10 protein-coding genes are annotated in these 13,768 nt (G+C 68.4%); 3 read left to right on the top strand and 7 right to left on the bottom strand.

Annotated elements, in window-relative coordinates:
• The first annotated feature begins 278 nt into the window (after positions 1 to 278).
• From O7620_RS05185 to O7620_RS05175, 3 genes are all read left to right on the top strand, one after another.
• Positions 279 to 920 (top strand): sigma-70 family RNA polymerase sigma factor, encoded by a 642-nt coding sequence (locus tag O7620_RS05185; RefSeq protein ID WP_278122074.1) that lies wholly within the window; start codon positions 279 to 281, stop codon positions 918 to 920.
• Positions 921 to 961: 41 nt separating this feature from the next.
• Positions 962 to 2,608 carry a S8 family serine peptidase gene (locus O7620_RS05180; protein ID WP_278122073.1) on the top strand — a complete coding sequence of 549 codons (1,647 nt, stop codon included), beginning with the start codon at positions 962 to 964 and terminating at the stop codon, positions 2,606 to 2,608.
• Positions 2,609 to 2,951: 343 nt separating this feature from the next.
• A complete protein-coding gene (locus tag O7620_RS05175; RefSeq protein ID WP_278122072.1) occupies positions 2,952 to 3,107 on the top strand; it encodes a hypothetical protein in 156 nt (51 codons plus the stop codon).
• Positions 3,108 to 4,669: 1,562 nt separating this feature from the next.
• Here O7620_RS05175 and O7620_RS05170 read toward each other — a convergent pair.
• The 7 genes from O7620_RS05170 to O7620_RS05140 form a co-directional block, all read right to left on the bottom strand.
• Positions 4,670 to 6,391, bottom strand: a complete 1,722-nt coding sequence (locus tag O7620_RS05170) for an RICIN domain-containing protein (RefSeq protein WP_278122071.1) — start codon at positions 6,389 to 6,391, stop codon at positions 4,670 to 4,672.
• Between the two features lie 150 nt (positions 6,392 to 6,541).
• A complete protein-coding gene (locus O7620_RS05165; protein WP_278122070.1) occupies positions 6,542 to 8,314 on the bottom strand; it encodes a TraM recognition domain-containing protein in 1,773 nt (590 codons plus the stop codon).
• Positions 8,311 to 9,990, bottom strand: coding sequence for an ATP/GTP-binding protein (locus O7620_RS05160; RefSeq protein ID WP_278122069.1), 1,680 nt, complete (start codon positions 9,988 to 9,990; stop codon positions 8,311 to 8,313). The genes O7620_RS05165 and O7620_RS05160 overlap by 4 nt, the downstream gene beginning before the upstream one ends.
• Entirely contained in the window at positions 9,987 to 11,480 is a 1,494-nt protein-coding gene (locus O7620_RS05155; protein WP_278122068.1) for an SCO6880 family protein, read from the bottom strand. The genes O7620_RS05160 and O7620_RS05155 overlap by 4 nt, the downstream gene beginning before the upstream one ends.
• Positions 11,481 to 11,506: 26 nt before the next feature.
• Positions 11,507 to 12,661 carry a hypothetical protein gene (locus O7620_RS05150; protein ID WP_278122067.1) on the bottom strand — a complete coding sequence of 385 codons (1,155 nt, stop codon included), beginning with the start codon at positions 12,659 to 12,661 and terminating at the stop codon, positions 11,507 to 11,509.
• Between the two features lies 1 nt (position 12,662).
• Entirely contained in the window at positions 12,663 to 13,394 is a 732-nt protein-coding gene (locus tag O7620_RS05145) for a hypothetical protein (RefSeq protein WP_278122066.1), read from the bottom strand.
• A 7-nt stretch (positions 13,395 to 13,401) separates the two neighbouring features.
• Positions 13,402 to 13,719 (bottom strand): hypothetical protein, encoded by a 318-nt coding sequence (locus O7620_RS05140; protein WP_151490769.1) that lies wholly within the window; start codon positions 13,717 to 13,719, stop codon positions 13,402 to 13,404.
• Between the last annotated feature and the right edge of the window lie 49 nt (positions 13,720 to 13,768).

Raw genomic sequence — 13,768 nt, 5'->3', positions numbered from 1 at the left:
CGGCGCACCAGATCCTTCGGTTCACGACGATCCGCCCCGTGCCTCAAACCGAACCGCAATTCGGCGAGACGCCATTTGAGGGAGCACCGATCGGCTTCGGGGTGTGGGCCAGCAGCGTGTACAGGACGGACGGAGGGCCGGAAGAGACGGTTCAGAGAGTGTCAAGTGAAGCCCGCTTCAATGACCGCTGGTAGTTGCGGCCCGCGACGGATGGGCGCGGTGGGCTAAGCGATGTGCGACTGGGGTCAGAGGTCGTGGTCTTCAGGAAAGGACGGCACATGCCTCCGATCGATGACACGGCCGGATCCAGCGAAACCAGTCTCGCCCTCCGTAAGGCAACCGATGACGGAGCGTACCTGCCCGAGCAGGGCGACGCCACCTCACCGCTGGATGGGACGTCGGCCCTTCGGCACCTGCAACTGGTGCACCGGCCGGTGTTGCTCGCCTACGCCATCCGGCTGGCAAACGGCGACCGGCACTGGGCCGAGGACATCGTGCAGGAAACCATGGTGCGTGCCTGGCAGCATCCCGACGCCCGCAACGAGAGCGGCCGCTGGAATCGAGCCTGGCTGTTCACGGTCGCACGGCGGATCGCCATCGACAACGTCCGCGCCGCGCAGGTGCGCCCGCTCGACTACACGGACGAGATAGGCGATGCCACCTCCGATGAAAGCGCCGAGGAGCGCTTCGCCCGCGACCTCGACTCGCAATACGTCCGACGGGCCGTGGCGTCGTTGCCGGAACGGCTTCGTACGACGCTGATCCAGTTGTATTTCCTGAACCACTCGATCGCCGAGGCGGCCGAGAACCTGGATATCCCGCCCGGAACGGTGAAGTCGAGGTCGTTCCACGCGCTTCGCGCACTGCGCAAAGCACTGTCCGACCAGGGATTCAACGCCGGCTCCGAACCGGACGCATGAGCGGGCCCTCGCCTGCGGGCCCTTATCCGAAAGGCAATGAGATGACCCGACCGGCCGCGGCGCAACGCCTGCTCTTCAGCCTCGCCGCGGCGGCGCTGGCCATGCTCATGCCCGGCATGACGCAAGCCGCGCAGGCCGACGCCGACTACGTGAAGTACTACGTGGTGACCTCGGCATACCAGGGTGCGCCGGAGAACCTCGGCGAGATCGCGGGACGGTTCCTGGGCAGCGACGCGCGATCCACGGAAATCTTCGACCTCAACGTCGGCCGCGTCCAACCAGACGGCAACAAGCTGTCGGACCCGAACCGGCTGACAGCCGGTTGGCGACTGGTGATGCCGTGGGACGCCGTGGGGCAGGACATCCGGTACACGGGACCGGCCAGTCAGGGCTCGGCCACGACACCCGGCAAACCGCAGGGCAACGGCGCCGCAACAGGTCCCGGACAGATCCCCGACGGCGGCCTGCCCCCCGGCGGCGGGTCACCGCCGAGTGGCATGAACTGTGCCGGCGCCGCGTCGACGACCCGCCTGGACTGGGCCGCGCTGCGTCTGGCCGCGGACCAGGCCTGGCCGCAGAGCCGCGGCAAGGGTCAGGTCGTGGCCATCCTCGATTCGGGCGTCGACGGAAAGCTGCCGCAACTGGTCGGGCGGGTCAGTGCCGGCCACGACATGGCCGACGGCAAGAGCCGTGGTGACGTGGACTGCCTCGGCACCGGCTCGTCCATGGCCGGGTTGATCGTGGCGCAGAAGACACCGGGAAGCGAGCTGACCGGCATGGCGCCGGACGCGTCGGTGCTGCCGATCCGGGTCCGCTCGACGGCCGGAGGCGTACTGCCGACGAACGTTCAGGCCCAGGCCGTGACGTACGCGGTCTCGGCTGGCGCCACCGTGATCGCACTGGGCCCCGCCATGGACGCCGGGGCACCGGAGGTCGCCACGGCCCTCAAGAACGCGGTGATGCAGAACGTCGTCGTCGTTGTCGGGGCCAAGACCGAGGCGGGCGTCGGTGAGCCGCCATCCGGCCCGGGAGTCCTGCGGGTCGCTGGCGTCAGCGCCGACATGCAGGCCGCGGACGCGTACCGCAAGGGCGGCATCGACATCGTGGCGCCCGGCGTGAACGTCACCAGCCTCGGAGTCACCGGTGCCGGCGGCACGGCGGGTACGGGAACGTACTACGCGGTCGCCTTCGCCGCCGGGGAGGCCGCCCTCGTACGCGCCGCGTACCCGGACCTCACGACCTCCCAGGTGACGCACCGCGTCCAGGCGACGGCGGATCAGGTCGGCGAGGGCACCCGCCCCGACGGTTCGTTCGGCTGGGGAATGATCAACCCAGCGGCATCGGTGACCGAGGTGCTTGCCGAGGAGAACGACCCCGTAGCAACCGAGAGCGACAGCGCCGAGATGGCGGCGCAAGAGACGCACGGATACTCCTTCTGGCTCGTCGTGGTCATCCTGATCACCCTCGGAGCCGCCGGCTATCTGGTCTGGCGGATGGTACGCCTGTGGCGTGGCCGGTCCGAGGACATGAGCGACGTGCAGCCCGCGGCCCCGGTTCAGTTCCCCTCGCCCGTGATGGCCGGCGGCCCGCAGCCGCAGTGGAACGGACCGGTCGAGTCGGCCGACGCGACCCACTGGACGGACGACACCACCGCGATGCAGTCCGACGCGGACGACCGGGAGTGGTGAACGGTCGGCGGAACTCATTGGGGATTTGTGCGGCTCGTGCTCGTGCTATGGCTGCTTGGCGTCGAGCTTCAGAGGGTGTGCATCCGAGCATTGAGCCGTTCCGAGTAAGGGCGTCTTTCTCTCCGCCTCCCGGGGCTGGGTCTGCCCCCTCGCAACGACCGGCCATGGCGCCTCCGGGTTTATCTGTCGCCTCGCGCTCCGAGCGGCGTCTGGCCCGCGGCCGGGCGGGCAGTGACCTCATAGGAGCCTGGACAGAACACGCCGGCTCGCAGTCCTGGCCGCTCACCCGTCCGCCGGTGTCCAGCGCCGCCGCCCAGGCGGAGAAGCCAGCCATCGACACAGCATGCCGTATCCCCAGGCGAGCCGACGGGTCATCGTGGGCGTCGACACTCACGGGGACGGCACGGCCGCGGCCACGATGGAACGGATCGACCCGGCCGACCGCCGGCTGGGTGGCGACGCGGGAGCTGGCCCGGATCGCTCCACCAGCCCGAGCTAATCGGGTCCACGACGCGGCCGCCTGTGACCAACTCGGCGCCCGTCTCGATGAACTGCGCATTCCCACCACCAGCGCCAGCTACGAGCCCGTTCGGCTCCCGTCGCCGCTGCCGCCAGAGCCGGGACGATCGCGGCCCTGGGACGAACGGCCATCGGAGACGGCCAGCAACAACTCCGGCAATTCCTGACACGGCTGCGGGACGAATCAGCCGCCAGCGGGTCGCCGGGTCGGCATCGGCAGCGAGAAACACATCCTGAACCAGGGCGACTCTCTGGTGCGACAGCTTCACCTCGCAACGGCACGCGAACCGGCGGTGGTGACCACCGTCACCACCGCCGCCATCGATCTCGAAAATCCCATTCATCGGCGTCAGTTCACTACGGCACCGCCGAACACATCCGCCGGCACCGGCATGACGCCCGCGACGCTGCACAAGCCGAGCACCCACACCGGTTCACGCGGCGCCACCATCCACCGGATTATCCGACCTGACCTATATCAACCATCCCATCCAACAGACACAAACCGTCTCAGCTTGACGTGACAGCTACCGGACACGGGGCATCGACTGCCCACTACCATGTCCGGGGCTCGGGAATGTGGACGGGAGTGGGGATGGGGAGCGGGGCAGCATAGGATGGCCAGAGCCGCTGGCTAAGGCAGGACTGCTCAAGCCAGCCCATTCGCTGGAATGACTGAGCGTAGGATGCACCGCACTGCGCGCGCCCTGGTGGGGAACGCCCTGGCGATGCGAGCCCTGAAGGGCCGCGAGTTGAACGGTGAGGTTCGACACTTGAGACGCGACCATCTCAAGGTTCCTCACCAAACTGGCGTTGACCTCAGCGGTCCCCGAAGGAGCTTGTTGTCGAGGAGCCGCGGGATAGTGAGCAGCATGATGGACTCGATCATATTGATGCGATTCCATGCCAGTGCCGGTGGGCCCGAGGATTGATGCAGGCACAGCAATGGGCGAATGAGACTGCCCACGCTCGGCGGCAAAACCAGAGCTGGCCGCGAAGCGTGTGGGATCGTACATTCCGTTGGGGTCTTGCATTCTGAGATGTGGATCGACAAACAGGTTATCCCGGACAGATTTCGGCAACTGCCCCTGATCGTGCAGATTTTTCACGACTGGGCAGTCACGCCTCATTGCGTCTACGATACGCCAAATTTCCGGCTGACGCCCCTCGTGTCTCGCAGCCCCGACTCTGTCCCGAGCCTTACTCGCCGACCTCACCATTCCCGCCGGCCCTCTAAGCGCCCTGTATGCCTTTAGCGCGTAGCCGTAGCCTTTACGAGCGAAGTTGCGCCTCGGCCGCTTAAACGCTCGCCTCCGATCAAGGTTGAAGTTCCCCTGGCGAATCATCCTGTCCAACTCCCAGAGTGCCCTCTTGCGAGTTGTCTCACCCAGGTTTACGTTGCTCTCAACATCTCTCCTCACGATCGCGATAACGTCGAGAGTTAGCTTTCTGGCCGAATACGGCCTTTCCTGACCCTCCTGGTATTCCACACCCACCACCTCCGGATGCATTTACTGATCTGTTGGAATAAGGCGCTCGGGTTTATTCGTGGACGAGGCTCCAGCGCTGGTCGCGTTGACCAGGGATCTCGTCCCACTGCTCCAGCCAGTGGCCGTTCCAGGTGCCGTCGTCGGCGGTGGGCGCCACGTCGGCGCCGAGGATCTCCAACAGTTTTCCGGTCGCCCGGTTACGGATGTGCAGGCGGCCACCGCCCGCGTTCTCGATCTTCCACTGCTGGAAATGATCCGTGGGGTTGAGCTTCACCTGCAACACCTTCGCGCCATTCCAGGTGCCACCCGGTTCGATGCCCATTGCGAGGCCGCTGTAGGTGTTGACCCACACGGCGTAGCCCTGCGAGGCCGTGAGCTTCCAGAACTGGTCCTTCTGGTGCTTGTTCACCCACAGCGTGACGTGCTCGCCGACCGTCTTGTTGGAGTCCGAGTACGGAATCTGCGCCACCGAGCCCGTCCAGTCGTTGATCAACTGGTAGTTCAGGCCGACCTTGAATCCGCCAATGCTCGTCGGCGTGGTCGGCTGTTGAGCCGGAGTGGTCGGCTCCTGCGCCGGAGTGGTCGGCCCGCCGGGCGCGGGCGTCGTACCGCCCGGCGTCGCAGGAACCGTCGCCCCGGTCGTCGGCTTTCCGCCGGCGGGGGTCGTGGGGCCGCCCGGCGACGGGGACAGGGACGGGGACGGCGCGGCCCCCGCGGTGAGACGCGGGTCCTTCTCGTACGCCGCGACGTATCGCATCGTGGCATCCGAGAGCTGTGGGACATTGGCCTTCGGCGTGCCGTTGGCGGCCCGCACGACGTCCTCACCCCACTGGAACGCGGCGAGCGCCAACCGGTACGGGTCGGCACCGCTCAGGCCACCGAGTTGCGAGACGTAGTCGCACATCGCCATGCCAAGCGCGGGAATTGCCTCCTCCGCCTTCCACACCGAATCGGGCGACGACCCGTACTGCCGCCACAGGTCGGGCGTGAACTGCGCGATGCCCAGACCGCCGTCCGCCGAGCGCGCCTTCGGATCGAACTTCGACATCGCCATCAACTGCGCCGCGATACGCGGGGCGGTGACCAGCGGACAGATGCTGCCGGCCTTCCGAATCAGGTCGACGTACGTGTCCGGCACCCGGATCGCTCCGGGCTGCGGCCGCGACACCGCGCCGTTCGGCGACTCGACGCGGAACGGCGTCTGCTCGGCGTACCAGTTCGCGTACGCCTTGACACGCTTGACGTAGGACTTGGCGGAGTCCGGTACGCCCTTGCTCGCCACGACCGCGTCCATTCCGACCTTGTCGGCCGCCAGGGCCAGCGGCCACATGTCGCCGGTGAGACCGGCGAAGCGTACCTGGCCGACGAGGTCACAGGTCTTGTGGGCGAGGGCGTGGATGTTGTCCGCGCTGTCGCCCCGGTCCGCATTCTGGGCGGGACGCCAGCGGTTCCATTCGGCGGCGGTGAGCCCGGCGATGCCGTTGCTCTGATCGGCGTCGAATTTCGACGCCACCATGATCTGCGCCGACAGGCGTGCCGGGTTCAACGAGCGGCACGACAGCGCGGCAGCGACGATGGTTTCCGTCAGCGCGGCCGGCACGGCCTTGCCCACGAGCTTTTCCGCGTTGGCCGACGCGGTCAGGTCGCCCCCCAACGGCAGCACGCCGGCACCCAGGGTCACGAGGCTCAACCCGGCAATCACCACGCGGCGGCGGTCCTTCGCGGGCAGCCGCAGTCGGATCCGTCGGGTCTTTTGGCTGCTGGACGAGGTCATCGACGCACCTTTACGGCCAAGTCAGGAAACAGAGTCGGACTTACAACGGCGAAATGGCCTCGCCGGTTCACGCGAGATGAGCCTCGTCAACCCTGCCGACAGTGCGGCGCCGAGCCGACCCCGAACACAGCGACAGTCGACCCGGGCGCATCATCGAGCGGTGTCGCCTGTCCAGGCGGCGGCTGCGCGGCGGGTGATGCCGTCCACCTCCTCCTTCGCGGCCTTCGAGATGACGGCCGAGTTCGGCTCCTTGTACCAGGGGCGTAGGCGGATCAGGGCTGGTCGGATTCCCGTGGCGAGCAGAATCGCTGTCCCCTTCGGCAGCGCCCTGATCTTGTCAGGTGGCAGGATCGGCTCCTGGCGGTACGAGACCGAGCGTGATCGTCCATCGCGGCTGCTGGACCAGCTCGGCGTTTTCACATCCCGCTGTCCGACCAGGCGGGAAACCTTGTCGACGAAGTCGGCGTCGTCGAGACCGGCGCCGAGCAGCTTGATGGTGGCGGCGCTCCACAGGGCGTCCATGCCGGCATCGCCCCAGACCCTCGCGCCCTGACGGTAGCTCTGCAACAGCGTCACCACGTTGATGCCGCGCGAGCCGAGGTGGCTGTACAGGTCGGGTAGATCACTGATCCGGCAGACGTTGGCCGCCTCGTCGAGCACCGCGGTCATCGGCGGGTCGAGCCGGCCGCCCATGCGTTCGGCCGCCACCACGCCCGCCCGTAGCGTCATGTCGGCAAGGCCGGCGATCACCCCGGCCGCCGAACCACCGCCGTCCTTGGACAGCAGGTACAGCGTGTCACGGCCGATGACGTGCTGGGACGGGATGAATTCCGGCAGGAGCGGATCGGGGCTGACCCAGGCGACGATCTCCGGATCGAGCAGGCAGGCGGCGCACTGCCGGGCGGTCTCGTAGATGCCGTCGCGGGTCTCCACCGCCCCGCGCACGGTGCCCTGCAGCTGCTCGGCCATGGGGGCCATTCCGACGTCGCGCAGGATGTCGATCGGTGTCCGGTCGGCCGGGTCGGCGAGCCAGGCCAGCAGGTCGGAAACCGACCGTCCTCCTCGGCACGCGGCCAGGAACAGTGCGGTGAGCGTGTTCTGTGCGGCCGAGATCCAGAAATCCTTCTTCGCCGAGTCGTCGTTGACGGAGCTGACGAAATGCCCGGCAAGCCGGCGCGAGCCCTCGATGGTGTCGCAGCCGGCCAGCATGTCCCACCACATCTCGCGCGGAGAGTGCGCGATGCCCTGCGGGTCGAAGGTCCAGACACGGCCGACCTTGGCGCGTTCCTGCCGGGTGACGGTGAAGACGTCGGACTTGTTCGAGGTGAGCAGCACCGCTCCCCGCGCCCGGAGCAGCCGCGGGATGGCGATCCCGGTGGACTTGCCGGCACGGGGTGCCATCAGGTCGAGTTCGACGTCCTCGAAGGAGGACCGCAGCTCCGGCCCGTCCGGGTCCAGGTCACCGAGGAGGTTGCCGATGTCGTCGGGTGCGAGCTCACGCACGCCCTTCAGCGACGGACGCAGGTCCCGGGCCCGCGCCGCGGCCTGCTCGGGCATCAGGCCGGCCATCTCCCGTCGGCCCGCCAGTCCGCTCGACTTCGCGGACACCCGACCGGCGACCTTGAGGACGATCAGAACGATCAGAGACACCGCAACGGCGAGGAGCAGGACGGCGGTGGTGTAGACAACGGACGGGGAGATGCCGGGCCAGACGGCCGCGACCTCGCCGGTCAACAGTCGTCGGTAGACGCCGCCGCTGAACGGCGGCGGATGCCACCCGTTGCCGGTGACCGCGAATCCGAGCGTACCGCCCAGCCAGAGGACACCGAAGACGATGATGTTGAGCACGGCGACGCCGGGGATGAGCCAGGCCATGACCTCACTGCTCCCGACCCCGACCCCGCCACCGCCTCGCGCGCTCACCAGGCATCCTCGGGAGTGAAGTCGGCTCGCTCCTGTTCGCGCGCGGCCCGTACCTCGTCCGCGTGGCCGTTGGCCACCCAGCGGGTGTTCGTGTCGTGCAGACGCCGCTCGGTCTCGGTGATCGACATCCGGATCGGGATGCCCGGACGGCCACCGACCTTGACCAGGAAACGGCCGCGCCCGGGGGGTTCCTCGTTGTCGCCGTTCTGTGCCCAGCCGGGCGGCGACGACCAGGAGGAGACCAGGTCGATCTCTCGGCGCGACAGGCCGACCACCTTGCTCAGCTCTTCCATCTCGGCACGCGGCAGGCCGGCGCAGACCACCATGCCAGCTCGCTCGACGAAGCCGCGTGCCTTCGCCTTGTCGGACTCGCTGCCCAGCGCCTCCGCGTCTTTCAGAGTGTGGGTGATCTTCGAGTCGGCCAGGCCGAGCGACCGGTTGAGCCGAGTCAGCGCGTCGATGCGGTCGACGATGCCGGACGCGGCGCGCAACGGCCGCCACAGCTCGTCGAGGACCGTGAAGAACCACCGTCTGGGCGCCAGCCCGGCGTCGGCGAGCGCATGCGACGCGGCGACCGTGCCGAGCCCGTCCGACCAGGCCGCGAGCATCGCGGCCGCGGTGAGCTGGCTGTCCGCCTCGCCGATGCGGGAGATGTCGATGCACACGGCGGTGGCATCGGGGTCGATGTGGGTCGAGGTCGTGGACGAGAAGGTGGTGCCGAGTGGGCCGTCGAGGATGCCCAGCAGCGATCGGTGCAGAGGGTCGACCGCGTCGCGGTAGCGCGCCTCCTCGCCACGGTCGAGGGTGAACTGGCGGACCTCGTCGGGGCCTTCGTGCAGTACCGCCAACAGGTCACCCAGGTGGACGGCGTGGCCTTCCGGCGTGCGGTCGCGAAGGTGACGCAGGCACGCCGAGAGCACGGACTGCTCGTGATCGGTGATCGCCTGACCACGAACGATGGTCAGCAGTGCGGCCACCATGTTGAGCACCCGGCCGTGGGTCTCGGCCAGCAGCGTTTCCCCGGCGCGGCCGCCGATCTTCGCCGCCGCGGCGCCCATCGCTCCAGGGTCCAGGACGTTGAGGCCACCGACGCCACGGCCGATGGAGATGACCTGCCCCCCCAGTGCCCGTACGGTGTCGGCGTAGTCCGGCTTGAGGTCGCCCAGCACCAACGGGACCACCCCTTGCGCCGCCAGACCGATGAGCATGCGGTTGATCAGCGTGGATTTGCCCAGACCCGGCATCCCGAGCATGAACAGCGACGGGTTGGAGATGTAACGGGCGCGGGTGAACCAGTTCAACGGGTCACCGCACACCGTCGCACCAGTCGAGAGGTGCTGGCCCAGCGGCACGCCGACCGACGGCGCACCGGACCCCGAGACGAACGGCCAGAGGCCACAGGCCTGCACACTGGTGGCGCGCCACATGGCCGGCGGATCCATCGGAGCGACCCGGCCGCCGGCGGGCCCGTACGAACCACGGTGCGGTACGGAGTCGTCCCGGTTGCGCTTCGCCGCGTACGCCCGCCTGCGCTGCTCGGCCTGATCCGCCTTGCGCTGCCGGATTGCCTCCTTGCGCCGCGCACGCGGTGACTGATCGCCGATCTCGTCGGGCTCCAGCTCCTGCGCCGAGAAGGGCGGGACGATGAGCCGGTCCAGTGCTGACCCTGTGCTCACAATGCCTCCTGAAACTCGCGAGGGATCAGCGTCTGCTCCCAGGGCAGGATGCCCACCGGCAGCGCGCAGGTGAACGCGGCTGCCTGCATCCGGTCGGCGGGCCGCATCGACAGGCGGGAGGCTCCGAGCAGGTTCCGCATCGTCGCGTTGGCGTCGGCGATCTCCTCGGCGGACTCTACCGTGACCGTGACGACGACCGAGAACTCCACGAGCCCGGCGCCGGCCGCCTCCTCGGCTGCGGTCTGCTCGGTCGCGGCGACCTCCGTCATGGACCGCGCCCGGATCGGTCCACGGGTGGAATTGGCCATGAACTGGGCCGCGCGCCGGTCCGACTCGACAATCTTCGCGGACGTCGCCGGATCGATCGGTCGGTACAGCAGAGCCACCCGCTTCCGCCGGATGCCGACTGCCGGGTCGAGCAGGGAGCGCAACACGCTGGAACGCACCGTTCCGCGCGGCGCGAGCGTGAGAAGCCAGCTGCGCGAGACGCCCGAATCGTGGTGGTAGGCGTCGACCTTCTCCACGGCGGCGGCTGGTCCCGCGTCGTTCCACTCCAGGCCGGTGCCGCCGTGTTGGGCTCGGATGTCGTTCACATCGGCCGAAACCGCGGGGTCGTAGGCGACCCGGACGACTTCGGCGATCCGCTCGGCGGACAGCGGCGCGGCGGCGCCACCACCCGCGCTGATCAGGCCGCTGATCAGCCCTTGGATGCGAAGTGCGAGTTCGGTGAGAATCTCGTCGGAACCGCGCCGGGTTCCGCTGCGCAGCCCGTACGTCAGGGTGACGTACGTGTTCATCTCCGACGACGCATCCGGATAGCGCTCGACGACCTCCTGCATCACCTGCTGGGCAACCGGCGGGGCGTCCGGCGAGATGCGGGTGAGTACTTCGCTTGCCAGCCGGGTGCCCGGGTCCGGCGCGGTCTCCACGACGACCGCGGCACCGCGCAGGTCCGGCTCGTGCGACAGCCGGGCGAGCCAGTCACCCCACTGCGCCACCCAGATGTCACTCTGGTCCTCGTCGACGAGTGACCCGCCGTCGGGCTCGCAGCCCAGCACGATCGTGTAGAGGTTGCGGTAGCGGTGGTGCAGGACACCGAAGCGGCGCCCGTACGGGTCCAGGCCCTCCAGCATCGTGACCTTGCTCAACATGCCCGGTGGCCGGAAGCGACCGCCCGGACGGGCGGAGAGCGGACCGGAGACATAGGTGGTGCTTCCATTGGCCCGCCGGCGGGACCAGCCGATCCGCACCGCCATCATGTTATAGACGTTGCGGCCGTCCGGCGTACGGATGGCCAGCGGGCCCAGCGCCACCGCACCTATCACCGCCATGATCAGGGCCGCACCGATGGAGATCATGGACGCGAGCAGGACCACCACCAGGCCGCCGAACAGGCCTACGGTGCCCACCAGCCCGAACGGCCCGAGCCCTGCCTTCCGCGGCTGGCGCCAGTTGCCGTACGTGCGCGTCTTGACTACTTCAGTACTCACTCTTTGCGCTCCTGTTGTCCGGCTCGCTAGCGGTCGCCACCGTCGATCGCGGTCGGCAAGGCGCCGTCGGCGATCCGCCCAGCGGTCTGGTGGGTGGTGGTCACGGCCCGTGCGGCCACCGCGGCGGTCGTCGCCGCAGCCTTCACCGCGCCGCTCGCGGCCATCCCGGCGGCACCGGCCACGCCGGCGCCAGCGGCTCCCCGGCCACCTGTGGCGCCGCCGGCTCCACTGGCTCCACGAGCACCACTGGCACCGCGGCTGGCCGCCTGCCCGCGACTCGCCAGGCGCGCCGCGCCCGAGGCGACGGCACCCGTCGCGGCGGCAGCGCCGCCGACCACAGCGCCGGACGAGTCCGAGGAGCCGAGGGCCGCCGCGGCGGGGACGATCAGCCGTAGCAGCGCCGGCATCGCGACGGCGGACATCAGCAGAACTCCGCACCCGGCGATCCGTTGCTGTAGTCCCCCCTCGCTGCCTCCATAGGCGATCATCGTTGTGCCCGCGTAGAGGATCAGACCCACGGCCGGCTTGTAAACCAGCCAGGCCACCATCCACGCGATGTGCTTGCGCCACCACGACGAACCCCATTCGGTCATCGACGCCGCGGCGGCGAGTGGCAGGGTGCCCAGGAGCAGCACCATGATGCCGAGCCGCAGGTACAGCATGATGACGTGGATGACGCCGGCGATCAGCAGCAGCAGGCCGATAACGATCAGGAGGAAGGTGGAGATGTCCAGGCTGCCGCAGCCGTTGATGACCTTGAGCTGCTCCTTGACGCCTGCCTGGTACAGGTGGTTGGTGTACTGGTCCGACAGGATGGCCAGCTCACCGACGATGAAGGCGCCCGCGCCGGCTGTGATCAGGACGCGGAGCATGCCCTTGAGTGCGGTCACACCGGCCTGTCCGCGACGTTCCATGGCCATCCGCGCCGCGGCGACCAGCAGCGAGGCCACCGCGATCGCGAGCACCAGCCAGTTGGTCTGCAGCCCAAGCTTGTGATTGAACTCGGGGTCCGCGGACAGGGTCGGAACGGTGTCCGCCACGCTGGCGAAGAGGTTGACGGCCGCTTCGATAATCGCCGAGGCGAGCCCTCTGAGAATACCGTCGATCCCCTGGTCCGCGAGTTTCCACGCCCATCCGAACGGGCCGCCGTAGGAAGCATCTCCGGAGCTGCAATCCGGCATGTCACACCTTCCACATGATAAAGCCACTGGAGGTCGACATGGGAATTAGCGCCGTGTGGAGATCCCCGCTGGGCAGTGGCTTGATCTTCCAGTCTCCCCCGGACCAGGCGACGGTGTACTCCGTGACGGCCATCCCCTGCGTGAAGCTCATCAATATTCGGACCGTGGCGACAGAATCCGAATAGGAGACCAGCGAAAACCCGGCCAGCGAGGCGACCGACTGCGTGCCTGCCGGCTCCACATAGGTGGCACGCATCGACACGAAGATCTCTCGGTCTTCGCCAGGAATGATCTGTCGCTCCGCGACTTGGGCCCAATCACGTCCGCTTAACTGCCGAGGAATGACGTTCGCCGCCAGCACCGCACCCATCGGAGTGTGCGCGAAGCACCACAGCAGCGGACCGCCCAGCACCCGTGGACCAGCCGACCGGGAGACCGGGATGCTACCGCCGTTCAACTCCCGCCACGTCACGTCGTTCGGAGCGCGCACCGGCACCCCCTGCGCGGAGTCGTCGGTCTGGCAGCCGTCCGGCCGCTGCCCCGGTCCGGCGTCGATCCGCACCGACTGAGTAGAACTCGTCTCCTGCGCATCGTCCGGCTTGACCAGCAGGGCGAACAACCCGACGACCAGCACGACGGCGACGAACCCGGCCGAGAGCTGCCAGCTCCGTTGCGACCAGTAGGGCCGCTCCTCGTCGTCGCCGACCGGAGCGGAGCGGAGCAGTCTCAGCACGTCGCACTCACCCGGCGTTGAAATCGAAGACGAACGAGACCAGCGGACCGGCCGAGGCGACCAGAATGCAACCGCCGAGGACCAAGCCGAGCCGGCTCATGTGCTCGGACGTCTCCCCGCGCTTGTGCGAGATGGCCATCATCGTCCCGGTGATGAGCACGCCGGCCACGCCAGCGGCGGTGCCGGCCCACGCGATGATGTTGAGCCCGAGCGTGACCAGGCCCACCAGAACCGGCGGCGCGGCACCACCCCTGTCGGGCTGCGGCACAGCGGCCTGTGGCAGCAACCTCAACAGGGCGTCGAGGTAAGTGAGGTACCGGGACATGATCTACCTCCGATAGCGGAGCCGGGTTGATGCGAACGCCGGCAGAGAG

The sequence above is a fragment of the Micromonospora sp. WMMD710 genome, assembly GCF_029626045.1.
In the GTDB taxonomy this organism is placed as follows: Bacteria; Actinomycetota; Actinomycetes; order Mycobacteriales; family Micromonosporaceae; genus Micromonospora.
Note: the sequence above shows the minus strand (reverse complement) of the source record. Positions and strands in the feature narration are given on the sequence as shown.